20 protein-coding genes and 1 riboswitch are annotated in these 24,205 nt (G+C 43.4%); of the genes, 11 read left to right on the top strand and 9 right to left on the bottom strand.

What is annotated here, in order from left to right; genetic code table 11:
* The first annotated feature begins 98 nt into the window (after positions 1-98).
* The 3 genes from R9C00_09445 to R9C00_09435 are packed head-to-tail and all read left to right on the top strand — an operon-like array spanning position 99 to position 1,455.
* Positions 99-377, top strand: a complete 279-nt coding sequence (locus R9C00_09445) for a helix-turn-helix domain-containing protein (protein WPO37673.1) — start codon at positions 99-101, stop codon at positions 375-377.
* Positions 290-1,105, top strand: coding sequence for an IS630 family transposase (locus tag R9C00_09440; protein ID WPO37672.1), 816 nt, complete (start codon positions 290-292; stop codon positions 1,103-1,105). The genes R9C00_09445 and R9C00_09440 overlap by 88 nt, the downstream gene beginning before the upstream one ends.
* 29 nt (positions 1,106-1,134) lie before the next feature.
* A complete protein-coding gene (locus R9C00_09435; protein ID WPO37671.1) occupies positions 1,135-1,455 on the top strand; it encodes a peptidyl-tRNA hydrolase in 321 nt (106 codons plus the stop codon).
* A 256-nt stretch (positions 1,456-1,711) separates the two neighbouring features.
* On the opposite strand, the gene R9C00_09430 is transcribed toward R9C00_09435, so the two are convergent.
* The 3 genes from R9C00_09430 to R9C00_09420 are packed head-to-tail and all read right to left on the bottom strand — an operon-like array spanning position 1,712 to position 7,524.
* Positions 1,712-3,175: an efflux transporter outer membrane subunit gene (locus R9C00_09430; protein WPO37670.1), complete on the bottom strand. Its 1,464-nt coding sequence runs from the start codon at positions 3,173-3,175 to the stop codon at positions 1,712-1,714.
* A 1-nt stretch (position 3,176) separates the two neighbouring features.
* Positions 3,177-6,341: an efflux RND transporter permease subunit gene (locus R9C00_09425; GenBank protein ID WPO37669.1), complete on the bottom strand. Its 3,165-nt coding sequence runs from the start codon at positions 6,339-6,341 to the stop codon at positions 3,177-3,179.
* 4 nt (positions 6,342-6,345) lie between these two features.
* Entirely contained in the window at positions 6,346-7,524 is a 1,179-nt protein-coding gene (locus R9C00_09420; protein WPO37668.1) for an efflux RND transporter periplasmic adaptor subunit, read from the bottom strand.
* Between the two features lie 444 nt (positions 7,525-7,968).
* Here R9C00_09420 and R9C00_09415 point away from each other — a divergent pair, with 444 nt between their 5' ends.
* The gene (locus R9C00_09415) at positions 7,969-8,355 is read left to right on the top strand and encodes a hypothetical protein (protein ID WPO37667.1); all 387 of its coding nucleotides are present in this window, start codon (positions 7,969-7,971) and stop codon (positions 8,353-8,355) included.
* Positions 8,356-8,588: 233 nt separating this feature from the next.
* Here R9C00_09415 and R9C00_09410 read toward each other — a convergent pair whose 3' ends face one another.
* A complete protein-coding gene (locus R9C00_09410) occupies positions 8,589-9,293 on the bottom strand; it encodes a DUF4019 domain-containing protein (protein ID WPO37666.1) in 705 nt (234 codons plus the stop codon).
* Between the two features lie 357 nt (positions 9,294-9,650).
* On the opposite strand from R9C00_09410, the gene R9C00_09405 reads away from it, so the two are divergent.
* Both R9C00_09405 and R9C00_09400 read left to right on the top strand, forming a co-directional pair.
* Positions 9,651-12,788 (top strand): glycosyl hydrolase, encoded by a 3,138-nt coding sequence (locus tag R9C00_09405; protein ID WPO37665.1) that lies wholly within the window; start codon positions 9,651-9,653, stop codon positions 12,786-12,788.
* Positions 12,789-13,111: 323 nt separating this feature from the next.
* Positions 13,112-13,483 carry a hypothetical protein gene (locus tag R9C00_09400; protein WPO37664.1) on the top strand — a complete coding sequence of 124 codons (372 nt, stop codon included), beginning with the start codon at positions 13,112-13,114 and terminating at the stop codon, positions 13,481-13,483.
* Positions 13,484-13,536: 53 nt separating this feature from the next.
* Here R9C00_09400 and R9C00_09395 read toward each other — a convergent pair whose 3' ends face one another.
* Positions 13,537-13,959, bottom strand: coding sequence for a hypothetical protein (locus tag R9C00_09395; protein WPO37663.1), 423 nt, complete (start codon positions 13,957-13,959; stop codon positions 13,537-13,539).
* 154 nt (positions 13,960-14,113) lie between these two features.
* Positions 14,114-14,206: riboswitch (TPP riboswitch) on the top strand.
* A 62-nt stretch (positions 14,207-14,268) separates the two neighbouring features.
* On the opposite strand from R9C00_09395, the gene thiM reads away from it, so the two are divergent.
* From thiM to R9C00_09370, 5 genes are all read left to right on the top strand, one after another.
* On the top strand, positions 14,269-15,066 hold the full coding sequence (gene thiM, locus R9C00_09390; GenBank protein ID WPO37662.1) for a hydroxyethylthiazole kinase: 798 nt from the start codon (positions 14,269-14,271) through the stop codon (positions 15,064-15,066).
* Positions 15,066-15,704 (top strand): thiamine phosphate synthase, encoded by a 639-nt coding sequence (thiE, locus tag R9C00_09385; protein WPO37661.1) that lies wholly within the window; start codon positions 15,066-15,068, stop codon positions 15,702-15,704. Before thiM ends, thiE begins: the two co-directional genes overlap by 1 nt.
* Positions 15,704-16,543: a bifunctional hydroxymethylpyrimidine kinase/phosphomethylpyrimidine kinase gene (thiD, locus tag R9C00_09380; GenBank protein WPO37660.1), complete on the top strand. Its 840-nt coding sequence runs from the start codon at positions 15,704-15,706 to the stop codon at positions 16,541-16,543. Before thiE ends, thiD begins: the two co-directional genes overlap by 1 nt.
* Positions 16,527-17,171 carry a thiaminase II gene (gene tenA, locus R9C00_09375; protein ID WPO37659.1) on the top strand — a complete coding sequence of 215 codons (645 nt, stop codon included), beginning with the start codon at positions 16,527-16,529 and terminating at the stop codon, positions 17,169-17,171. Before thiD ends, tenA begins: the two co-directional genes overlap by 17 nt.
* Before the next feature lie 167 nt (positions 17,172-17,338).
* Positions 17,339-19,168, top strand: a complete 1,830-nt coding sequence (locus R9C00_09370) for a metallophosphoesterase (GenBank protein ID WPO37658.1) — start codon at positions 17,339-17,341, stop codon at positions 19,166-19,168.
* A gap of 5 nt (positions 19,169-19,173) precedes the next feature.
* Here R9C00_09370 and R9C00_09365 read toward each other — a convergent pair whose 3' ends face one another.
* From R9C00_09365 to R9C00_09350, 4 genes are all read right to left on the bottom strand, one after another.
* Positions 19,174-20,595, bottom strand: a complete 1,422-nt coding sequence (locus tag R9C00_09365) for a PQQ-dependent sugar dehydrogenase (protein WPO37657.1) — start codon at positions 20,593-20,595, stop codon at positions 19,174-19,176.
* Between the two features lie 107 nt (positions 20,596-20,702).
* A complete protein-coding gene (locus R9C00_09360; protein WPO37656.1) occupies positions 20,703-20,891 on the bottom strand; it encodes a hypothetical protein in 189 nt (62 codons plus the stop codon).
* A gap of 8 nt (positions 20,892-20,899) precedes the next feature.
* Positions 20,900-21,628, bottom strand: a complete 729-nt coding sequence (locus R9C00_09355; protein WPO37655.1) for a hypothetical protein — start codon at positions 21,626-21,628, stop codon at positions 20,900-20,902.
* Between the two features lie 52 nt (positions 21,629-21,680).
* The gene (locus R9C00_09350) at positions 21,681-23,975 is read right to left on the bottom strand and encodes a nitrate reductase (GenBank protein WPO37654.1); all 2,295 of its coding nucleotides are present in this window, start codon (positions 23,973-23,975) and stop codon (positions 21,681-21,683) included.
* Between the last annotated feature and the right edge of the window lie 230 nt (positions 23,976-24,205).

The raw sequence follows: 24,205 nt of genomic DNA, 5'->3' as shown, positions 1-24,205 counted from the left end.
TACTTAAAAGAAGATATTCAATATTATTCGGTAAATAAATTATATTTAAGTAAGTGGACAAAAGAAACCGTATAATAAAAAAGCCTTAAATTAGCTTGATGGAAAAACGCTATATCACACTAAGTGCGTCAGAAGAGATGGAACTAAAAACCTTGAAAAAGCAGGGTGGTTCTGAACGCGAGCGCGACCGTGCCCATGCGCTGCTCCTGAGCAACAAAGGACATACGATAGATATGCTCAGGGACATATTCGAGGTGCGCAGGGCCACCATCTCGGAGTGGTTTGACAGATGGGAATCCTCAAAGGCGGCAGGATTGATGGATGCCCCCAAGAGTGGGCGGCCGAGTATCTATACGGTGGAAGAGCAAAAAAAATAGCATCCCTTGCCCGGGAAGGGCCTGTCACCTGTCTCCGTTTTTTTGCCCAAGAGGTCTCCACCAAGTTCGGCAAGGACGCCTGTGGGAAGACCGTCAAGCGGATATTGAAAAAGTCGGGTCTTGTCTGGAAGCGCATGCGCAACTCCCTGGAAAACAACCGTGACGAAGAGATGTTCCGTTTCTTCCAACAAGAACTCGACTGTCTGGGACAGCAGGCCCGGCAAGGGGAGATCGACCTGTGTTATTTTGACGAGACGGGGATAAGCCTGTGCCCGAACGTTCCGTATGCGTGGCAGCCCGTTGGCACGGCAAACAAGCTGCCCGCCCGGCGGGGCAACGGGGTCTCCGTCTTGGGCATACTCGACCCGTTGGCCAACACCTTCACGGGGAGCTATTACCATGGCGCGGCAAACTCGGCATGTGTCATACAGGTACTGGACAGTTTCTCCGAGACGATCAAGAAGAAAACCGTACTGGTCTTGGACAACGCCGCGATCCACAAATCCAAAGACGTAAAGGGATATATAGAAAAATGGAAGGGAAAAGGGCTGTACCTACAGTTTATCCCCGCATACTGCCCCGAGCTCAACCTGATAGAGGTCTTATGGAAGATGCTCAAGCACTATTGGATCAAACCAAGGCATTATACCTCCATGAAATCTCTCATTGAGGCCACCTTGTCAATCCTACAAAATTATGGAAAACAATATTCGATTTCTTTTGGGTAGGTACTTAAAATAAAAAAATCCCTAGGCACATGAAAATGTACATTCTTCTCAAAGAGGACATTCCCGATAAGTTCGCTCCAGTAATCGCCGCACACGCTTCGCTAGCTTGTTACAAAAAGTTTGAAAAGGATGAAAAAATGCAGCAATGGATAAATTCCGTATTCAAAAAGGTGGTGTGCAAAGTCAATGATAAGGAGTTTGAAAATGCAAAAAAAGAATCCCAGCACCTCATACTTACCGAGTCGGCACTCGACAACCGAGAAGTCTGCCTAGCCTTTTGCCCCAGAGAGGAGTACAGCAAGCAATTTAGGTTTTTCAAAATGTGGACGCCAAACAGCCAAACAACTTGACCGTAAACTTTATACAAAAAAAGACTGCCGTTAAGCAGTCTTTTTAACTCTTTATGAATCTATTTGATAATTCAGGCTAATGTCCAAGGCTGTGGCTCACAGCCCAGTGGTTTTACGTAAAGAAGTTAGAAAAAGGGAAAATCCAAAAGGACATTTTTCTAAATTCTAGTCTCCAGCCTCTAAACGGTCATCCATAAACCAGATTTTCTGAGGCATCAAGTAAAAGTAACCTTTTACATTTACCTACAAAGAAACCTTATTCATCTTGTGGTGCAGTTGCAGCAGCATTGGACTCTTCCTCAGATAGCCAACCGCCTCCCAAAGCTTTATAGAGCTTAACATACCCATTAAATAGCTTTTGGGTTGTTTCGGACAAGCTTAGCTGGGCTTCAAATGCCTGTCTTTGACTTTCAATCAGCTCGAGAAAGCTGGTCACACCTTTGTCGTAACGCTCCTTAGAAAGCTCCTGGGCATTTTGGGCAGCAGCTACATGGTCTCGCCTTGCTTGAAGCTCGTCTTTCAATGTTTGAATTTCTACAAGAGCATCTTCCACTTCTCGGAAAGCAGTGATCACCGTTTTCTCATATTCATAGAGCACTTGTTCGGTTTTCTTCCGCTCTACCTCCACCCGGCGTTTATTCTTGCCAAATTCAAAAACAGGTCCGAGCAAGCTCCCCCCAAAAGCGAAAGCAGGGCCATTGGCGGTTAAGTTAGAAATGTCACCACTGGCTACCCCTAGCAAACCTGTCAGGCTGATACTTGGAAAACGCTGGGCAACAGCTACTCCAATTCGAGCAGTTTGCGCATGTAGCGAAGCTTCGGCCTGGAGCACATCCGGCCTCCTTTCCATGAGCATAGAAGGCAAGCCTACAGGAATATCTGGTGGCAATTCCTGATCGTTCAATTCAGCTCCTACGGTGATAGCCCGTGGAGTTCTGCCAAGTAAAGTACCTAAGGCATTTTCCGTTTGGGCAACCAACCTTTTGTAAAACGGAACAGCAGAAGCTGCGATCGCCAGCTGAATTTGTGCTTGGTTGAGGTCAATCTCAGGTACAACACCATTGGTATACCTTGCCTGAATAATATCTAAAGACTCTTGCCGCAAATCAACTGTTCTCATTGAGATATACAATCTCCATCTGTAATCGAGCAGCTGATAATACGTCCCAACTATGGAAGAAATCAACCCGATCTGAACTGTTCTTTGACCATATTCCGATGCCAACAAATCGGCTTGGGCAGCTTCATTTGCCCTCCTAAACTTACCCCAAAAATCTATCTCCCAATTTAATGAACCAAACCCTGTAAACATATTGGTTACCGACAGACCCGCAGTTGGTTGACCGCCTACAACATTCCCTCTCAACGCACTTCCAGTATAAGTAATGCTCGGCCACATATTAGCTTTAGTAAACCCAAGCTGAGCCCTTGCTTGCTCTATTCTGCTAGATGCTATGAGCAGATCTTTGTTCTCCACCAGCCCGATCTTGATCAAGGTATCCAACACAGGGTCGTTGAATAATTCCCACCAACTTATGTTCAATACCGAATCTTCCATAGCGAGCTGTAAGCTATCGTACCTGTACACTTCAGCTTCGTCTATCTCCGTTCGCTGGGTCTTAAAACCTGGACCTACTTTACATGCCTCCAAAGCAAAAAGCGAAACCAGTAATATCACTACAAATGAAATCCGATTTTTCATTTCTACTATCTTTTCCATTTTAGTTTGAAGTTTCATTTGAAGTCGCTAATTCCTTATCCCTTTTCTTTTCATAGCCCGCTATTTTCCCAATGAGAATATACAACATAGGATAGAAGAAAACCCCCAATATGGTTGCCATCGTCATTCCACCAAGCAAAGCCATACCCATTACTTTTCTTGCCTCGGCACCAGAACCAGTCGCTATTACCAACGGAAACACACCAAGGATAAAAGAAAATGCCGTCATGAGAATTGGGCGGAAACGAGACTTGGCAGCTTTGATAGCCGCATCAAAAAGGCTTAAGCCTCCTTTGAATTCATCGTTGGCAAATTCTACAATCAAGATGGCATTTTTAGCGGCCATGCCTATCAGCATCACAAAAGAGACTTGGGCAAATATATTATTTTCAAAAGCTGGCGTGAAAAGGCGGGCTACCCATAAGAACAATAAAGCACCAAAAATGGCGAAAGGCGTACCCAGCAAGATAGCAAAAGGCAACGACCAGCTTTCATATTGCGCCGCAAGAATCAGGAACACAAATAAGAGGGAGAAGGTTAGGATAACTGCCAACGATCCAGACGCTTTATTTTCCTGAAACGACATTGCATTCCAACTGTAGCTCATATCGGGCGGCAAGGTCTCACTTGCCACTTCTTCCAATGCTGCCATAGCCTGTGCAGAAGTAAAACCAGGCGCTGGCCCTCCAGTTACCTCAACAGCCCTATATAAGTTAAACCTTGAAGTATAATCAGGACCTACTATAGGTTTTACAGTAGCAATACTTGCCAAAGAAACCATATTCCCATCCTTATTTTTAATAAAGAAGTTGTTGATCTGACTTTCACTTACCCTGTACTCTGGCTCTGCCTGAATATAGGTTTTGTACAACCTACCAAACCTTGTAAAATCGTTGACATAAGCCCCTCCCATAAATGCGCCTATAGTAGTGTACAAATCGCTAAGTGGAACTCCTAACTTCAATGCCTTGTCTCTGTCAATATCCATAAACCGCTGGGGAACATTGGCTTGGAAAGTAGTAAAGGCTGAGCCTATTTCTTCACGGGCATTTGCCGCTTTAATAAACTTCATGGCATTTTCAGAAAGGTAAGTAGGTGTATTACCGCCCCTATCCTGAATCATGATACTAAAGCCAGAACCGTTTCCAAGCCCAGGAATTGCCGGTGGTCCAAAGGCAAAAGCTTGAGCTCCTTTTATCTTCATAGCAAGCCTCATATTCAGCTCTGCAATTATCTGTTTGGCTGTTTTGTCTCTTTCCGACCAGTCGGACAAGGTTACGAACATAAATCCATTGTTGGGCACCATTGAACCCGATAGCAAGCTAAAACCAGTAGCCGATGTAATGTATTCTACATCTGGCATATCCATCACAATTTCTTCAATTTGCTTTGCAATAACATCTGACCGCTGGATAGATGCTGCATTTGGCAATTGCATATTCACAAAAAAATACCCCATGTCTTCTTCGGGAATAAAACCTCCTGGTACCAACTTACCAAATATCCCCGCTCCTATTGTCATCAAAACAATAAACACCACACCTCGCTTTATCTTCCTAGATACCACATTGGTAAAACTCATGTAGGAATCTGTCGACTTATCCATCCCTTTGTTGAACAACCCAAAAAACCATCCGAGAGGACCTTTATATTTTGTAGGCTTCTTTAATAGAATAGAACACAATGCTGGGCTGAGCGTGAGCGCATTTATTGACGATACAATTACGGAAACCACAATAGTTATGGCAAATTGCTGATAAAGCAAGCCCGTAATTCCAGCCATTCCGGCAACAGGAATAAATACGGCAATTAGGACCAATGTAGTGGCTATTACTGGTGCAGTAACTTTGCTCATGGCATCAAAGGTCGCCTCTTTAGACGTCATCCCATTTTCAATATTCACCTGAACGGCTTCCACCACCACAATAGCATCATCTACTACAATCCCAATGGCCAGCACCAAGCCCAACAATGACAAAACATTGATAGTAAAGCCTAGCAATGGAAAGAATATAAACGCCCCTATCAGTGAAACGGGAATAGCCAAGGTGGGGATAAGGGTTGCCCGCCAATCTTGGATAAAAACGAACACAACCAGTACCACCAAAACAAGTGCGACAATAAGTGTTACCACAATGTCTCGTATACCTGCCGTAATTGGTGCAGTAGAATCCAAAGAAACTTCGTATTTGACACTTTCCGGGAAATTCTTTTTGAGTATTTCCATCTCACTGATAATATTTTCAGCAAGTTCTACGGCATTAGACCCAGGAGCTTGGTACAAAGCTACAATAGCACAAGTCTCTTTGTTCAATCGAGGGATCATGTTGTAAGTCTCTACACCAAGTTTCACAGAAGCGACATCCCCTATCTTTACCTGCGAACCATCGCTTTGAGTCCTGATCACAATATCTTCAAAAGCTTCTGGAGAATTGAACCTATCTGGTAGCCTTACGGTGTAGGTGTATTCTGTGCCAGGAGGAGCAGGCTCTGCACCAAACTTACCACCTGGTACTATCACATTTTGTTCGTTGATCGCCTTCAATATTTCTGGGACAGTTATGCCCAGTTTTGAAAGCCTATCGGGCTTTACCCATATACGCATGGAATAGTTGGAGGCTCCCATCACATCTACCCTACCTATACCTTTTACCCTTGCAAGTTGATCTTTTATATTGATCAAAGCATAGTTCCCCAAAAAGTCCTGGTCGTATCGACCATCTGAAGTCAAGGCTATTAGCATCAAAATATTTGGCAGTGACTTCTTGGTAGTCACACCGTATTTCGTTACCTCTTGGGGCAGCTTTGCCGTAGCAGCAGAAACACGGTTTTGTGCTAGCACAGTGTTCATATCGGGATCTGTACCCACATCAAACGACACTTGCACTACCATAGTACCATCATTGGCATTGGTCGATTTCATGTATATCATATTATCGACCCCATTTATTTCCTGCTCCAGTGGCGTAGCTACCGATTCTTCCACACTTACCGCATTTGCTCCTGTATAAGAAGCCCTTACTTCAACAATAGGTGGGGTTAGGTTCGGATATTGCTCTATAGGCAATCCGATCATAGACACACTACCAACAATCACAATGACTATGGCTATTACCATAGCCACAATGGGCCTTCTCACAAAAAAGTTTCCAGAATTTTCAGCCATGATGTTAGTTATTTGTTTCGGTTTTACTTTCAAACTCCATAAGGGCAGGTTTCACACTCATACCAGTCGCTACTTTTTGCAATCCATCTGTCACTACTAGCTCATCACCTTTGAGCCCTTCCGTAACCATCCAAAGGTCACCATGCTTGGTAGTCACTTTTACTTGCCTTGACTTTATGGTATTATCAGCCTCAACTACATAGATAGAATACTGCCCTTGCAATTCTGTCACACACCTTTGGGGCACCAACAGCGCTCCCTTAGCTATATCAAACTGAACCCTTACTTTAGCATACATCCCTGGTCTTAGCAAGCCATTGGGGTTCTCAAAAAGTGCCTGCACCAATATAGAGCCCGTGCTTACGTCAATATCCCTACCCAAAAAATCCACGGAACCCTTGTGCTCGTATACTGTGCCATCAGCAAGTATCAGCTCCATGTTGTTTTGGTTTACTTGATTAGATTTATCAATTGTGCCGTCTTCAGCAAGACCTTTGGAAAACTCTCTTGCTATAACTAAATACTCCGATTCTGTAAGAAAAAATTGCACCCTTACTTTTTCAATGTTCGATACAACGTTCAATATTACCGGGTTAGGGTCTCTTCCCACAAATTCTCCTTCCCTTGCTTCTGTTTTTCCTATTAGCCCGTTTATTGGCGACGCTATTTGCGTGTAGCCTAAGTTTATTTGAGAAATCCTGAGGTTAGCGTTGGCAGCATCCAGAGATGCCGCTGCCGCATCTCGGCTAGCCTGGGCCGCATCCAAATCACTTTTACTTACCGCATTTATTTCGGCAAGCGGCTTGTACCTTGCCAACTCATTTTCTGCGTTTACCAAATACGTTTTAGCCTCGGCCACCTTACTTTTCATAGCAGCTACTTCAGCTTGGTACGGCTGAGCATCGACCGTATACAGCAATTGCCCTTTCTTTACAGGAAAGCCCTCATCAAAATGTATCCCTTCTAGGTATCCCTCTACCCTTGCCCTGATCGGGATATCTTTAAACCCATACACCTGCCCCACAAAACTATGCTTGATAGGGACATCTTTCTTTATCACATTAATAACTTGGATTTCGGGGGGAGGTGCTGTTTGCTTAGCACTTTCCTCACTGCAAGAAAAAAGCAGCAGCATACTTCCCAAAAAAAGTAGCGGAAGGCAAAAATGGTATTTCTTTTTCATCAAAATAGAGGTGTTAATTAATATATAGTTTGCTATATGCTAAATTTATACTTCTTCTTACGAACATCCAATAATATGCCCTAAATGGGTAATACCAAACATTCACTTGGGCAAATTTATGTTATAAGACATTTTCTCGACATAAAAAACATCAATTAACACATTGATCCCCAAATCACTTCAACTCACTTTTCTACTTATACTATTGGAGAAAAGTACGATAAATATTTTGTAATTAGAAATAAGAAAATGATCAATGTTTAATGTTACAAAATCATTAATCCCACCTTTACATATGCCCCTTACAGCAACACAAATTAGAAGCAATAGAAAATAAGTTAAGATAGGGAAAAGAATTAAAGAAAATATTAGCTTAACAGAGTTTACCTCTAAAAACACAGTGTATTAAGCCATAATATTATTATTCACAAAAAGACTATCTCAATGAAAGAAAAACTCATCGGCCAACTAGAAAAATTTGATTACGAGTACAAAGACCTTAACACGTGGGTAGAAATAAGACTCACAAGAAGCCTACATGTTTCTGTTGATTTCTCTAATGATGGAAAATGCGTTATAAAAGAGCGCTTTAATGGCTGGAATATCTTGTCAGGCATATTAGGTTTGAAACTTAAAACTTCATTGGTGTTCAACTCCATTTCAGCTTTCATCTTTGCATTCGTAATCTTTTTTTATTCCATGGAACTTGAAAACTCTACACCTCTCATGTTTGGCTGCTTTATCTACATCATCGTCAATATTCCATGGTTCTTCTATTACCATATAAAATACGAAACCTTCAAAAAACAGGTAATGGAATGGGTGGGGTGACCTGTTCTTTTTTACTCACCCCAAAAACCTAAACCCCATAACACAAAACTTACATCACGTAACCCAAACCCATGTCATTCCCCGCCCCGACGGGGAATCTCCGCCCTACTGATTTCAATGCCTGAAAAAACTAGTTCCGCAAGGCAGGGCTGGCGCATGGGCAGGAGATTTGCAAGACAAAAAACTTCTGGGAGGACGCTGTCGCTAACTCTCAGAAGAACACAGTTGCGTTATTAATTTGGCATCCTATAGTCGTATCCAATTATTTTCAACCCATTTTCATCCTTATGATATGTCAATTGCTCAATCATATTTTTGTCATTCTCAAAAGTAAAGCATATCACATAGAATCCAGTTTTATCAACCCCAGGCATATTCTCATAATACTGTTTACAATAAAAAGTTCGTTTACCTCCAATCGTACTAATGCTCTCTCGACCTTTTATAGATTCAAAAAATGCATCTTTAGTTGTCATTTCTCCTAAAATATCAGATGTATTATCCCAAAATCCATCAAAATCGTGTTTGTCTAGCTGGTCAAAATGTTCTAATGTTATTTTTGTAGCATTATCAAACAGTTCTTTATCTGCAACCTGTCTCTCTACTTGATTATCAACAGTCTCTTCGAAGTAATTAACTATCTTATCCTTGTATTTAAGAGCATCATTGCTTAAAATCAACCTGAATGAGACTTGTTTATTATTATCCTGAATAAAGTATTGATAAGTAATATTACTATAAATATCCTGTGTAAAATCGGGAAACTTTTGTTGCATAAAAACAGGAAATCTATAATTCAAAAGGTCAATCCCAAGTTGCTCATTTTCCTCTTGAGTATCAAACTGGTCAAGAGTTTTTAAAATAATCACCTCTTTCTGATTAAATGAACAGCTGGTAATAATCAAACTACATGTCAGAATTGTAAGTAATTTTTTCATTTTATAACTAATTTATCAAGTTTGTACTGTTTGTTAATGCAACCTAACATTTGCGTAAACCCAACAGGGTTTATTCCCCTTATACTTATCCCATAAATATAGCACAGAACAACTGAATACTACTGGACATTCTCAGTTTAACCCTTCCAAGAATTGTATAAAACAACCTTTTGAGGTTTAACTATCTTTTTTTACTCGGTTGGAAACTCTTGGAAGGGGTTTGTCTAACCAGCATACCGCCTATGGCGGCACAAGCTATCAGCACATCAAATAATCAAATCATCCAATAATCATATGATCAAGATAATTTACTAACTTCCCCTCTCGATCAATTTAGTTAACAACCACACACAACAAATGAAAAAATTATTCACTATTTACTGCCTCTTAGCGGCAGTGCTATTTACTTTGCCTCTTTCCGCCCAGCGGAAGAAAAAGAAAGCGGAAACCTCCGCAACAACAACCTACGACCCAAAACTTTATGAAGGCTTGGAATGGCGACTGATCGGACCCTTTAGGGGCGGCAGGTCTTGCGCCGTTACGGGCGTCCCCGGCAAACCGCAGCTTTTCTACTTCGGTGCTACGGGCGGCGGGGTTTGGAAAACCGAAAATGCGGGCAAAACTTGGGAAAATATCTCCGACGGATTTTTTGGTGGCTCTATTGGTGCTATAGCCGTGAGCGAGTACGACAACAATGTGATCTACGTAGGCGGTGGTGAAAAAACTGTCCGTGGAAATGTTTCCTATGGCTATGGCATGTGGAAGTCGGTAGATGCTGGAAAGACATGGGAAAACATCGGTTTAAACGAGTCGAGGCACATCGGTAGGGTTCGAGTTCACCCCAAAAACCCTGATATAGTCTATGCCGCGGTAATGGGAGACCTATACAAGCCAACCCAAGAGCGTGGCGTGTATAAAAGTACCGATGGTGGAAAAACTTGGAAAAAAACACTTTTTGCCACAGCAGACGCAGGTGCGGTGGACTTGGTGATAGATCCGGGAAACCCACGGGTGCTATACGCAAGTACTTGGCATATCCGCAGAACGCCATATAGCCTAATAAGCGGTGGCGAAGGTTCTGACCTCTGGAAAAGTACCGATGGCGGCGATACATGGAAAAAAATCACTGAAAACAAAGGCTTGCCAAAAGGCACTTGGGGCATAGCGGGCGTTGCTGTTTCCCCCGTGAACTCCGAGCGGATTTTTGCCCAGATAGAAGCGGAAGAAGGCGGGCTTTACCGCTCCGACGATGCTGGTAAAACATGGAGCAAGGTCAATAGCGACCGTGCCCTTCGCCAAAGGGCTTGGTATTACACCCGAGTGTATTGCGATACAAAAGACCAAGATGTGGTATATGTGCTGAATGTTCGCTATCACAAATCGACCGATGGAGGTAAAACCTTCAAACCGCACGTTGCCCCTCACGGCGACCATCACGACTTGTGGATTGCCCCAGAAGACCCAGAAAGGATGATCATTGGCGACGATGGCGGTGCGCAAATCTCGAACGATGGAGGAAGTAGCTGGTCAACGTACCACAACCAACCTACGGCACAGTTTTACAGAGTTGTAACGGACAACGCCTTCCCTTACCGAATTTATGCAGCGCAACAAGATAACTCAACCATCCGAATTGCCCACCGCAGCACAGGCAGCAGTATCTCCGAAGACGATTGGGAATCGACCGCAGGTGGGGAAAGTGCCCATATCGCCCCAAGCCCCGAAAATCCAGATATTGTCTATGGTGGCAGTTACGGTGGCTTCCTCACACGGGTGAACCACAAAACAGACGAGGCAAGATCAATAAACGTGTGGCCAGACAACCCAATGGGCTACGGCGCAGAAGGAATGAAATACCGTTTCCAATGGAATTTCCCTATTTTCTTCTCGCCTCATAACCCTAAGAAATTGTATTCTGCGTCCAACCATTTACATGTCACAGAAAATGGCGGGCATAGCTGGGAAACCATCAGCCCTGACCTCACTACCAACGATTCGAGTAAGCTTGGCCCTTCGGGCGGTCCTATCACCAAGGACAACACAGGCGTGGAATATTACAGCACCATTTTCGCAGCTATCGAATCGCCTTATGAAAAAGACCTGCTCTGGACTGGCTCGGACGATGGGCTTATCCATGTGAGCAAAGACGGTGGCAAGACTTGGAGCAATGTAACCCCTCCGCAAATGCCTGCTTTCAACATGATCAATAGCATTGAGGCAAGTCCATTTGTAAAAGGCGGTGCATATGTAGCTGCAACCAAATACAAATCAGGAGATTACCGCCCTTACCTTTACAAAACCGAGGACTACGGAGCTACTTGGACGGAGATTACTTCGGGAATAGACCCAGGGCACTTTACCCGTGTGGTAAGAGCCGATCCTGACCGAAAAGGGTTGCTTTATGCAGGAACAGAAACAGGCATGTACATCTCTTTTGACGACGGGGCAAACTGGCAACCATTCCAACAAAACCTGCCCATTGTACCTATCACCGACCTCACCATCAAGAACAAAAACTTGATAGCGGCTACCCAAGGGCGAAGCCTATGGATCATCGACGATTTGGGACCTATCCACCAACTTTCAGACGAGGTTGCCCAAGCGGATGCCTTCCTTTTCGATCCATTGCCAGCTTACCGTATGAAAGGTCGCCAAGCCAAAGACCTGAAAACCGCTGGCACCAACCATCCCGGCGGAGTAATGACGTATTTCCAGCTCAAGCAAGCTCCAGATTCAGCTTTTGTAGTAAAACTGGAATTTTTGGAAGCCGATGGCGATGTGATAAAAAGCTTTGCTTCGAATGCGAAGGAAAAGAAAGAAAAACTCTCTGATCTGAAAGCTGGGCTGAACCGCTTTGTGTGGAATACTCGCTACGACGACGCCAAAGATTTCGAGGGAATGATTTTGTGGTGGGCATCTATGCAAGGACCAAAAGCCGTTCCGGGCAAATACAAAGTTAGGCTCACCGTGAACGAAGAGGTGATGGAAAGCGACTTTGAAATTTTGCCCGACCCACGTATAGAAGCCACCGTGGAAGATATGCAAGCCCAGTTCGATTTCTTGCTGGCCGTTCGGGATAAAATGACCGAAACCCACGAAGCCATTATCAATATAAGAGCAGCTAAAGAGCAGATTGGTGGCCTTACGGCAATGATCAAAAAAGATTCTACCCTGAGCGAAGTGGTAGATGCTGGGGACGAGCTGATAAAGAAAATGGAAGAAGTGGAAAAAACGCTTTACCAAACCAAAAACCGAAGCGGGCAAGACCCACTCAACTTCCCCATCCAGCTCAACAACAAGCTAGGCCACCTCACCTCGCTCGTGAGCATCAGCGATGACCGCCCAACCGAGCAAGCCGAGGCGTTCCGCAAGGAAGTAACCGCCAAAATTGATGAGCAATTGAAGATTTGGGAAACGATAAAAACCAATGAAGTCCCTGCCTTCAACAAACTGGTAAAAGAAAAATCAGTGGATGCGATTATTTTGGAGGAGTAGAGGATACCAGCGACGCCATCGCTTGGAGCGATGGCGTCGCTGGTATCAAAAAAGATAGTGAGAAAAATTGTAACGCCCCGCCAAAAATTGCCGGGGCGTTTTTGGTTTTGTATGTTTGATAGGCAGTGGGGTCCAATGCCGACATGGTCCGAGCGGATGCTCAGACCAGAGGGGTTTGGACAATCTATTGTAGAGCCCATTATAAAATTTGTAATGCCTGAAGCACTAGGTCCTCAAAATACAATGCCACAAAATAATCATAATCCATAAATGAACTAATCTTTTTCTGTGGCTTTTAAGTGAATTTTTAAAAAAAATATATTATGAGATATCTTTTCTATTGTTTTTACAGAATTATTAAGGGAAATAATGATTCGACACCATATTTCACTACATATGCTGCTATCAGTGCTGTTAATTATATGAATTTCTTTACAATAGTATTAATAATAGAAAGGATATTAGGTTCTGATATCATGCCTAAAAACTTAAATAAACTCGGTATAGTTATAAGTGCTTTACCTGTACTAATATTAAATTATTACTTGTTTTTTTATAAAAAAAGATACTTAGAAATAATTAATGATTACGAAAAATCAAATAAAATAAATCATCCAAATTGGGTAGCTATTGGGTCTATGGTGGTTTCATTTTTATTACTAGCAGTTACTAAAAAAATACTCTTTTATTTTTAAGGTCGCACCCCCACTACTCTTATGGTTTATGCAAAGGTATGGGTATAATTTTTTCATATTCCCCAACTGCTCGGAGCGTCCGCTCGACCCAAACAAGGGTAGCAAGTAAAAACAAAAATACAACCATCGAAACGCCCCGTCACTTTTGCCGGGGTGTTTTTGGTTTTTGGGGCTGGTCGTTGCCCAGTTTTTCTATTTGCCCGTCTGGATTGTTCAGAACAACTACCGCCATTACTTGCCGGCATCAAAAAGAGTTGTTGGATGAATGAGCTTTCTTTGGGGGTATATAGCTCTGCTGCTCTAAAAAGAGTAACGCCGTTAGTTCGGGCGCAAGAATAACGATGGGGGCGCTCCAAGCGACCCCATCGTTCAACAAGAGCCGTACCCGTCGGGGTCGTTTTTTTTACGCCCCCGACGCTTTGCCCGCACCTGCCCATCGTCGTGGGCGTCCCAAACGACCACGACGGGGTTGCCAAACAAGGTCAGCAAATAAAACAAAAATCAACCATCGAAACGTCCCGTCAACTTTTGACGGGGCGCTTCGATGGTTGTTTGATGGGTGGCGTTGTATAGGAAGGACATGGAAAGACAGTTCGTTTCTTGGATTTTATTATTTTGTAAGTAGCTTTGCTCCGGCTTTAGGGGTATTCTGTAAAGAATTGAGAGAGTCCCTTTGAACCTGATCCGGTTGACACTGGCGTAGGGAAAAGTTAGTAAGCAGGATGCTGCCTACCCTCCTATCTTTAAGGACCTCTAGCCATTTATTTCTAAACTTAAACATGGCTATGAAAGAGAATCTTTGGCAACACGTCCTCACCGTTCGGAAAAAATCCCCACTCGTTCAAAATATTACCAATTATGTTGTAATGAACAATACGGCAAATGCCTTGCTGGCAATTGGCGCATCCCCTATCATGGCACATGCCCAGCCAGAGGTAAAGCAAATGATTGGTATTTGCCAGTCGCTGGTCATAAACATAGGCACGCTGGACGAATATTGGGTAGACGCTATGCTTTCCGCCAGTGCAGAAGCGAACAAGCTAGGCAAACCTTGGGTACTCGATCCTGTAGGAGCAGGAGCTACTCCCTACCGAGATGAAACCTTGGAAAAACTTGTCGCTCTCCGCCCTCCGTTCATCAGGGGAAATGCTTCCGAAATAGTTGCTTTGGCAAAACGCAACACTACCCAAACAAAAGGAGTAGACAGCACCTTGCAAAGTGAAGAAGCAGTGATGGCAGCCTCGTTATTGCACGAGCAATACGGCTCTACTGTCTGTATCTCGGGTGAAACCGATATCATCATTGGAGAAGGGAAACAAATTCATATGTCGAATGGCGATGCGCTCATGACCAAAGTAACAGGCTTAGGCTGTTCGGCTACGGCTATTATTGGAGCTTTTATCGCCGTGATAGAGGATAAAGTAGAGGCTGTTGCCGCAGCTACGGCATTGATGAGCATTGCAGGAGAACTAGCAGCAAACAATGCTTCAGGTCCTGGGAGTTTGCAGGTGCAATTGCTCGATAAGTTGTACAACATCAGCGAAGAAGAATTCTTAGGAAAGATCAAGCTAACTGTTCGGTAATGCAACATTCAGTTTTCCCATATCGGCTATATTTGGTAGTTTCTGAGAGCGATTGCCTCGGCAAGGACTTCTTAGAAGTAACTGAAGAAGCCATAAAAGGCGGTGTTGATATTGTACAGCTTCGTGAGAAGAACATTAGCTCACCTGCCTTTCTTACCAAAGCCCTTCGCCTAAAAGAAATCACAGATAGGTACGGTGTTCCGCTAATCATCAACGATGACCTTGCGGTAGCTATGCAGGTTCAAGCCTCGGGGATCCATGTGGGCAACAACGACTTAGCACCTACCCACATTCGGACCGAATGGAAGAAATGCGGTCTTTTAGGGTACTCAATTGAATACCTCCCCCAGCTAAGCAACCGAGAAACAGAGGTATCCGATTACTTAGGGATCAGCCCTGTTTTTAGCACCCCAACCAAGCAAGACACCGTGACGGAATGGGGATTAGAAGGAGTTGAAAAAATTCGTTCGCTTACGTCAAAACCCTTAGTTGCCATTGGGCGCATGAGTATTTCTAATGCTTATGAGGTTGTAAAAGCAGGGGCGGATTGTATTGCAGTAGTCTCTGCTATATGCCAAGCAAAAGACCCTGCTAAAGCAGCTTTCGAACTTAAAAACCAGATAGAAAAAGCAAACTAATGGAAAAGAAACATACCTATCCTTCTGTATTGACCATCGCGGGTTTTGATGGAAGCGGTGGTGCAGGAATCCAAGCAGATATCAAAGCTACTTCTGCATTGGGCTGTTATTCAACATCGGTGTTGACTGCCCTACCCGTACAAAATACCTGCGGGGTAAAAAAGATCTATCCCATTCCGGCTCAGGCTATTGAAGATCAGATCCACGCTATTTTGGAAGACATTTTCCCCGATGCCATCAAAATAGGAATGGTTCATACCACCGAATTGGTCGATACCATTTTGAATACCCTACAACAGTATCCACATATACCAATTGTGTTCGATCCGGTAATGGTCGCTACCAGCGGGCACAAACTTATAGAGGATGCTACGATTCAAGCGATTATCGAAAAACTGTTCCCCATTACCGAAGTAATTACCCCTAATCTAGACGAAGCTGCTATTTTGGCTGATATGCCCATCCGAAGCGTGGAAGAAATGCAGGTAGCGGGTAAAAAAATTATGGAACTAGGCTGCCAATCGGTTTTGCTAAAAGGTGGACACCTACCCACTGCTCAGCTGACCTCCCTTTATTTCGCCAAAAACGGCAAGGTTCATAGCTATGATTTTGAAAAATTCCAAACCAATAACACTCATGGTTCTGGCTGCACGCTTTCTTCTGCTATAGCCAGTTACATCGCTCGGGGCGAGTCATTGGAAAATGCCGTAGACCTTGGGCAACAATATGTTCATGGAGCTATTGAAAACGGGAAAGATGTACTAATTGGGAAAGGCAATGGACCGTTAAATCACTTTTACAACCCTCACAAACTTATAAAAAATGAAGTGGTCAACTAAGGCTTGGAAAGCTTCCGAAGCAATTTATCAATCGATTACGGAACTTGCCTTCATAGAAGAACTAATGAACGGGAAGCTCCCTGAAGAAAAGTTTCAATTCTACATGTTACAAGACTCCCATTATTTGGAGCATTTTGGAAGAGCCTTGGCTTTGATTGGGGGAAGAGCGCATGACACACAAGATATGCTCGCCTTCGTCCGCTTTTCCGAAGGGGCAATTGTGGTAGAATCAGCACTACATCAGTTCTATACCGACCCTGAACAGGCGGATCAATCGACTATTGAACCTGCCTGCCATCATTACATCCATTACCTCAAAAGCACTGCTGCTACAGAGCAAGTGGAGGTGGCAATGGCAGCCGTTTTGCCCTGTTTTTGGATTTACAAGGCCGTAGGCGATTACATCTACCAAAACCAAGAAGCATCAAACAACCCGTATCAAAAATGGATAGATACTTATGCTGGGGAAGAGTTTGGGGTATTGGTAAAGCAAGCGATAGATATTTGCGATAAAGTAGCCGCTGAATGTACACCTGCCCAACAAGCAAAAATGACAGAGGCATTCATTACGGCAAGCAGGATGGAAAAGATCTTTTGGGAAGGGGCTTATGATATTAGAAAGTGGTAAGAGTCAATTATCAACTTTATGCGCCTTCATAAATACACTTATAATCGAACTTATTTATTCACAAATCCATCACATTAAATAGTCGTTCAGTTAGTGGTCTTGCTTTTTATTTGCAGCAAACAAAATTGACAAATACTCAATTTTATTTCCACAAGACTAATGACACTATGAAAAATAGATTATGTTGCCTTGGATTGCTCTTCCTGTTTTCGGTTCAACTATCCCACGCCCAGAAACTAATAGCTGATTGGACTTTTCACCCCAACTATACCTTATATAGAAATGCAGAAAATTATCCGGGCAATAAAATAGAACCTCTACAGAGCAAATTTGAACTTTTCAAAACCATAGGCGGGCCTATTCAATTCTACGGTGAAGCCCCTACCCAAAGGCTTACCAATTTCCTAGAGTATGACAAAATTCCCTCAGAGCAATTTACGATAGAATTCTGGCTGCTAAACCATGTCAACATGCCTGTAGGAACTATGATGGCGCTCAGAAACCCAAAGGGCAAAAAAGACACCCCATGGCTAGTTGGCTACTATGGCGATGAGGTAGTTTTCCATCTTGAAACCGAAGCAGGACAGAAAACTCTTACGTCAAAAATACAACGAGGATGGAAAAAATACTGGGGACATTTAGTCGCTACTTATGATGGAAAAATCATGAAACTTTACCTCAACGGCAAACTACTTAAGGAAGAACCTGCAAGTGGAAAGTTGAATATTACTCCCGAAACTGAAATTGAACTAGCGGGATATTTTGGCAAGGAGCCTTATATGGAAATCAGCAATTTGGTGAAGACAAGCCGCATGTATGATTATGCTCTTGACAAGGCAGAAATAACCGATAACTTTGAAGCTCTGCAAAAGCAAGTGGAAGCCGGAGCATTCTTTGCCGATACCTTCCACTTTAATGCAGGTCCTTATCTGCATTATGCAACTCAAAACAGTATCAATATACTTTGGGAAACTAGCCAACAGGCAACAGCGAGCATAGCTTACGGAACAACCCTCCCCTTAGGTAATTCTAAAACAATTACCGACGTAGCTTATATCCAAGAGACCACACTAGATGGTTTAGAAGCAGCAACTCCATATTTTTATGAGATCACAGCTACATCGGTAGATGGCACGGAGATGAAATCGGGCATACTGACTTTTTCCACAGCAGTAGAGGAAAAAGATGCTTTTTCCTTCTGTATATTAGGCGATACGGAAAGCCGACCGCATGTCAACAACAGATTGGGGGAAATGATTTGGGAGGAACGCCCAAACTTCCTACTCCACCTTGGCGACATTACCGATGGAGGCAAAAAGCCACACAAATTCGAGTGGAATTATGAATATTTCACGGGAATTGTTCCTGTAGCAAGCCGTATCCCAGTATTCCCCGTGCCCGGAAATGGAGAAGATGATTTGTATTGGTACGAGCGCTACCATAAACTCCCAGCTCCTGAAGCTTATTACTCCTTTCGCTATGGCAATGCGGAGTTTTTCATGCTCAACAGCAATGCAGCATCCGAATTGAAAAAGGGTGGCAAGCAATATGAGTGGCTGAAAGAACAACTTGCTAAGTCTGATGCCGAATGGAAATTCATCACCCACCACCATTGCCCGTTCTCTTCCGATGAAGATGATTTTGGCAATACGTGGGAAGGCAAAAAAAGCATAGAAAGCGACCCTCGATTCGATGACCTGAAACCTTTATACGAAGCTAATGGGATTGATGTGGTTTTCTACGGTCACGTGCATGCTTACGAACGAACATACCCGATAAAAGAAGGGGCTATCGACAAAGAAAATGGAATTGTTTATGTGAAAAGTGGCGGAGCTGGTGGTAACTTAGAAGACTTCGCACCTACCCACACTTGGTTTTCCAACAAAATACAACGAGGCAACCATTACCTCCGAGTAGACTTATTTGACAACCAATTTGAGTTGAGAATGTACGATCTGGAAGGGAGATTGAAAGATATTATGAGAATTGAAAAGTGATTCCACTACCGGGGCTTCGGAGTTATTTTCAACACTTCATCGGGGCTGTTTGTAAGGATATACAACGCCCCGTCTTTTCCAAACTTCACATCTCGTACCCGACCTTTTCCCTTGAATATAATTTCCTGTCCCACCACCTTATCATCGATTATCACCAGCCTACGAAGCTCTTGAAATGCCAAAGCACCTACCAAAAGGTTGTTTTTCCAATCCTCAAAAAGTGGGCTTGCACAAAACCCCGAGGGGCAAACAGCGATAGAAGGCGTCCATTGAACGATAGGTTGTTCCATCCCTTCTTGGTGGGTTTTATCCGTAATAATTGAGCCATCGTAGTTGATGCCGTAGGTAATGACAGGCCATCCGTAATTCCCCCCTTTTTCCAAAACATTTAGCTCATCCCCTCCTTTTGGTCCATGATCCGTCACCCAAATTTGCTCTGTAACTGGGTGTTGGGAAATGCCTTGTACATTTCGCAATCCAATCGCATAAATGGCTTTCAGCGCCCCTTCTTCATCTACAAATGGATTGTCCTTGGGAATAGAGCCATCGGAATGAATTCGGAAAACCTTTCCCGTAGCCTTGCCCAAGTTTTGAGAATCCATCGCTTTTCCCATGTCGCCGATGGAAAAATACAAAAAACCTTCCTTATCGAACAAAAGCCGACAGCCCCAGCGGTCACCGTTGACCACCTTGAGGGAATCGGGTACTTCAAATAGCGTTTGCTGATCTATCCACTCGTTCGCCACAATCTTTCCCCTCACTATTTTGGTCAGCGCCAAGGCATACTTGTTTTTTACATCACCATTGGTATGGCTAAATGCCAAATATACCCAACCGTTTTGCTCATAATTTGGGTCTAAAGCTATGTCCATAAAGCCACCAGTGCCTTTCGCAACCAAGTGAGGTTTTGGCAGCCCCTTAATTTCTTGTGGGGAAAGTTTTCCATGAATGAGCCATTTCAAGCCTCCTTTTTTCTCGGAAATGAGGGCCGTGTCAGAACTGATAAATTCGATTGCCCAAGGAGTTTGCAGATTCTCCGTAACGAGTTTTTCAATAGTTAAAGAATACTTTTTGGAGTTGATTACCTCAATTTCGTTCATTGAAATTGAAGGTTTGGAAGAAAGAGTTTGAGAAGAAACGATAAAACTAGTAATGGCATCAATCTGTTTGTCGTCCAGTAAGCTCCCCCAGGCAATCATCGTAGTATTGGGCACTCCGTTTTTAATCGAATGCTTTATGACATCTGCTCCCGAACCATTTTTCCATTTAGCTTTAATGAGCGTTGCCGCAGAAGTAGTTCCTTCCAAACTGGCTCCATGACATCCAGCACAATACGTAGTGTATAATTGTTTTCCATCTTGGGCTTGGCTTACCAATGAAAGGAAAAATAAAAAGGAGATAGAAACCATTTTAATTAGATAGGTCATTTTGCAAAAGAGTTGAGTAGGTTATAAAATGCTCTTAAACCAAAGCCTCTCACCCAAAGAAGAAATTCTATGGACGAGAGGCTTAAATGCCTTAAACAGACATTAGTCTACCAAATTTTCTTTTCACGCAAATCTCTGCGGATATGCCACAACGCACTAATGATTGCTAGGGCAAAAGCAGGCTGGGCGACAAATACAAAAAGAAACATGAGCGTAGGCCCGGGGCTAACTACGTACCACAAACTAATGATCATTGCCACGGTAGTAAAGAGCGCTTCTATTTTTATGATTTTCATGGTCTTTCTTAGTTTTGTGAATCGATACGTTTGATAAAAGCAGTAACCTCTTCGCCTTTCCCTTCTTCTATTGGTTGGAAAACCGCATCTCCTTCAATGCTCTTATATTCCCTATTCAGCTCATCATAATCTTCATGACCAGGCGTTCTGCGCGAGCGCTCGGGGTGTGCCCTTCCATGGCAATTCAAACAGCTCAAAGTCGGATTGTCCGAGGCTAGGTTTTCCTTTACAGGCTGGTGTTCATGCACATTTTCGAAGACTGGAGTTCCGCTATGGCAACCCATACAGTTCATGCTGTTAAACTCTCCTCTGAATTTGATCGGCTCTTGGTACGTGCCCGTGATGTATTTCATTAGGTGACGATACCCGTCCGCCTTGGTTTTCATCGTACCTTGAAAGCCATAATCTTTGTGACAAGAATAGCACTCTTGGTCTTTTATCCAGTTATTTTTATAATGCCTTGCCGCCAGTGTCATGCTATTTTGGTCGTGCATCATGTCATTTCCAAAAGGGCGCATCACATGGCAATTCATACAAGAATCCACTTCTTTTGAAGAAACAAATACATGATAATTCCCTAAGCTTAGTGTGATCAGGGGGATCACCAAAATACCGAACAACACGAGCGATTTCACATAAGAGGTAAGAGAATGTCGGTTTTTGCGAAGCTGATAAAGCAACACCAACTCGGTTACTCCTAATATGACGGCGAGTACTTCAAATAATCCTATTTCCATATTTATAAACAAGCCAAAAGCGACTTATGGCTTTGGGATTTAGCGTTTAAAATTAGTTAAGTTCGATTTTCTCTACCTTATTGGCATTTACCGCAGTCACTTTGTACTCCGGTTCTTTCGAAACCGGATCGTAAGCGCTACTCACCACCTTGTTTATTAAAAACTTAGGATCGTAGAATGCGGCAAAAATCACCCCTGGAGTTTCATTATTCGAGACCTCCACTTGCCCTTTTATACTGCCAAACCCACTTTTCACTTCTATCATATCTCCATCTACCACGCCTATTTTCTGAGCATCGTAAGGAGAAAGCTTGAACCTTCCCGGCCCGCTAGCATTGTTCAGCTCCTTGGCATTGGAAGTCATAGTCCCCGTGTGCCATTGTTCTATTACCCTACCTGTAGTGAGGTAAAATGGCATTTCTTCGCTCAGTTGTTGGGGAGATTCTACGTAAGGACGCAAAAACACCCTTGCCTTATGATCTGGCTTTCCATAGAAATCAATCTCTTTTCCTTCCGTTACAAACGGATCGCCTTTCATGTACCTGCGCACTGTTCCCGGATGATCTTCGGTTGGGCAAGGCCATTGCAACCCCCTTTCCTTCTTCAGCCTTTCGTAGGTAATCCCCTCAAAATTATATTTCGATTTTGCAGAGACTTTTCGCCATTCGTCCCAAGCATCGTTCGGAGTTTTGCCACTGATGAGATCTCCATACCCCAAGCGTTCGGCCAAGTCCACCAAAATGCTCAAATCACTTCTTGCTTCTCCTGGCGGGTCGATAAGTTTTTCTATGAGATGATATCTCCGTTCTGTTTGGCCATAAACGCCTGTTTTCTCGACATAAAATGCTGCGGGTAAAAGCACATCGGCATATTTTGCCGTTTCCGTAGTTTCATACAAATCGGCAACTACCAAAAAGCATTTATCGAGCCCTTCACGGTACAAATCTGCATTGGGCGCAGACTGGGCTGGGTTCGTACACATCACAAGTGCTGCCTTCACCTTATCGTCGTACATAGCTTGGAACAAGTCCACGGCACTGTAGCCTGGCTTCGGTGCAATTTTCCCTGGCTCTACTCCCCAAATCTCTTCCATTTCCTTGCGGTGCTGCGGATTGGCAATAAGCCTGCCTCCTGGCAAAAGGTGGGACAGCGAGCCCGTATCCCTCACGCCACCGCAGGCATTGCTCTGCCCTGTAAGCGAAAGCGGTGTTGCTCCCGGGCGGCAAATCTGCTGCGTTATCAGGTGTAAACTATTAAGGTTATTATTAAGGAAAACCCCTTGTATCCGTTGGTTAATACCCATGGTCCACAAAGACATGGTAGCCCTTGAGGAGGCAAAAAGATAGGCAATCTCTTCAATTTGAGGAGCGCTTACGCCTAGCCTTTCACTTACCTTTTCAGGGGTATAATCTTGAAGAAACTCTTTATATTCTTCAAAAGAAACATCTTGCTTTCCATCGTTGAACTTCACATGCTCGGAAATGAATTTTTCATCGTGCAAACCTCTGGCTATGATCACTTGAGCCATCGCATTGGTAAGCAAAAGATCCGTACCTGGAATTACAGGCAAGTGATAATCTGCTCTTTCGGCTGTTTTTGTGCGGCGAGGGTCCACCACAATGATTTTCACATTTGGGTTGGACTTTTTCCTGATCATGATTCGTTCCCAAAGTGGCGGGTGGCACTCGTACATATTTGCCCCAATGAGGAAAAATACTTCGGCGCTATCAATATCGGCATACGCCCCTGGTGGTTCATCCTTCCCAAAAGTCTGCGTATAGCCTACAGCAGCCGAGGCCATGCAAAGCCTTGGGTTTCCATCTACATTATTCGTCCCAATCCCTGCCTTAAATAGTTTGTTAGCCGTATAAGACTCTTCCGTATACAACTGACCTGAACCATAATAGGCTACCGAATCGGCTCCGTTAGTCTCAATATTTTCTTTGAATTTTGAAGCAACCAAGCTCATCGCCTCTTCCCAGCTTGCCTCTTCAAATTTTCCATTTTTCTTGATCTTTGGCTTTAGTAACCTTGTCTCGGTTTTATTGACAACATCTGCAAGCAAAGATCCTTTAATACAAATAACTCCTTTATTATGAGCCTCTTGATCGCCCCGTACCTTCAACACCTTATTCTTCCTCATCCCTATCATTACCCCACAACCTGTCCCACAATAGCGGCAAGCAGATTTATGCCAAGTATCCACATCGCCAGGTCCAGCTATAATTTCAGTGATACCCCATCCGGCACTAGCCATTGCCCCAACTGCTAACACTCCACCTCCAAGGCGGATAAAATCTCGTCGATTCAGACGTAGTGACTCTTCGTTATGATTCTCCTTACTCATGACATGCTATTTTTTGAAATGAAAGTGTAAAAAACAATTCAAGAGACTAGCTGTTAAAAAATTCGAATTGGTAGTTCGTTGATTTGCTTTTCAATTTGAAAGATTAAAATGATACTACCAAGGAAAGATCTAGAAAAGATAGAAGAATAAATTTATACTTTCACCAAGTTAGCCATTGTATCGCCTTCATTTTCCTCCAAACACTTACAAACAAAAAAGGCGACAGTTTC

The sequence above is a fragment of the Flammeovirgaceae bacterium SG7u.111 genome, from assembly GCA_034044135.1.
In the GTDB taxonomy this organism is placed as follows: domain Bacteria; phylum Bacteroidota; class Bacteroidia; order Cytophagales; family Flammeovirgaceae.
Note: the sequence above shows the minus strand (reverse complement) of the source record. Positions and strands in the feature narration are given on the sequence as shown.

Coding starts and splice junctions, on each gene's coding strand:
- R9C00_09425 (WPO37669.1), bottom strand. CDS start 6,341: ATGGCTGAAAATTCTGGAAACTTTTTTGTGAGAAGGCCCATTGTGGCT.
- R9C00_09435 (WPO37671.1), top strand. CDS start 1,135: ATGAAAATGTACATTCTTCTCAAAGAGGACATTCCCGATAAGTTCGCT.
- R9C00_09400 (WPO37664.1), top strand. CDS start 13,112: ATGAGATATCTTTTCTATTGTTTTTACAGAATTATTAAGGGAAATAAT.
- R9C00_09410 (WPO37666.1), bottom strand. CDS start 9,293: ATGAAAAAATTACTTACAATTCTGACATGTAGTTTGATTATTACCAGC.
- thiM (WPO37662.1), top strand. CDS start 14,269: ATGAAAGAGAATCTTTGGCAACACGTCCTCACCGTTCGGAAAAAATCC.
- R9C00_09430 (WPO37670.1), bottom strand. CDS start 3,175: ATGGAAAAGATAGTAGAAATGAAAAATCGGATTTCATTTGTAGTGATA.
- R9C00_09405 (WPO37665.1), top strand. CDS start 9,651: ATGAAAAAATTATTCACTATTTACTGCCTCTTAGCGGCAGTGCTATTT.
- thiD (WPO37660.1), top strand. CDS start 15,704: ATGGAAAAGAAACATACCTATCCTTCTGTATTGACCATCGCGGGTTTT.
- R9C00_09415 (WPO37667.1), top strand. CDS start 7,969: ATGAAAGAAAAACTCATCGGCCAACTAGAAAAATTTGATTACGAGTAC.
- thiE (WPO37661.1), top strand. CDS start 15,066: ATGCAACATTCAGTTTTCCCATATCGGCTATATTTGGTAGTTTCTGAG.
- R9C00_09360 (WPO37656.1), bottom strand. CDS start 20,891: ATGAAAATCATAAAAATAGAAGCGCTCTTTACTACCGTGGCAATGATC.
- R9C00_09370 (WPO37658.1), top strand. CDS start 17,339: ATGAAAAATAGATTATGTTGCCTTGGATTGCTCTTCCTGTTTTCGGTT.
- R9C00_09355 (WPO37655.1), bottom strand. CDS start 21,628: ATGGAAATAGGATTATTTGAAGTACTCGCCGTCATATTAGGAGTAACC.
- R9C00_09350 (WPO37654.1), bottom strand. CDS start 23,975: ATGAGTAAGGAGAATCATAACGAAGAGTCACTACGTCTGAATCGACGA.
- R9C00_09445 (WPO37673.1), top strand. CDS start 99: ATGGAAAAACGCTATATCACACTAAGTGCGTCAGAAGAGATGGAACTA.
- tenA (WPO37659.1), top strand. CDS start 16,527: ATGAAGTGGTCAACTAAGGCTTGGAAAGCTTCCGAAGCAATTTATCAA.
- R9C00_09420 (WPO37668.1), bottom strand. CDS start 7,524: ATGAAAAAGAAATACCATTTTTGCCTTCCGCTACTTTTTTTGGGAAGT.
- R9C00_09440 (WPO37672.1), top strand. CDS start 290: ATGGGAATCCTCAAAGGCGGCAGGATTGATGGATGCCCCCAAGAGTGG.
- R9C00_09365 (WPO37657.1), bottom strand. CDS start 20,595: ATGACCTATCTAATTAAAATGGTTTCTATCTCCTTTTTATTTTTCCTT.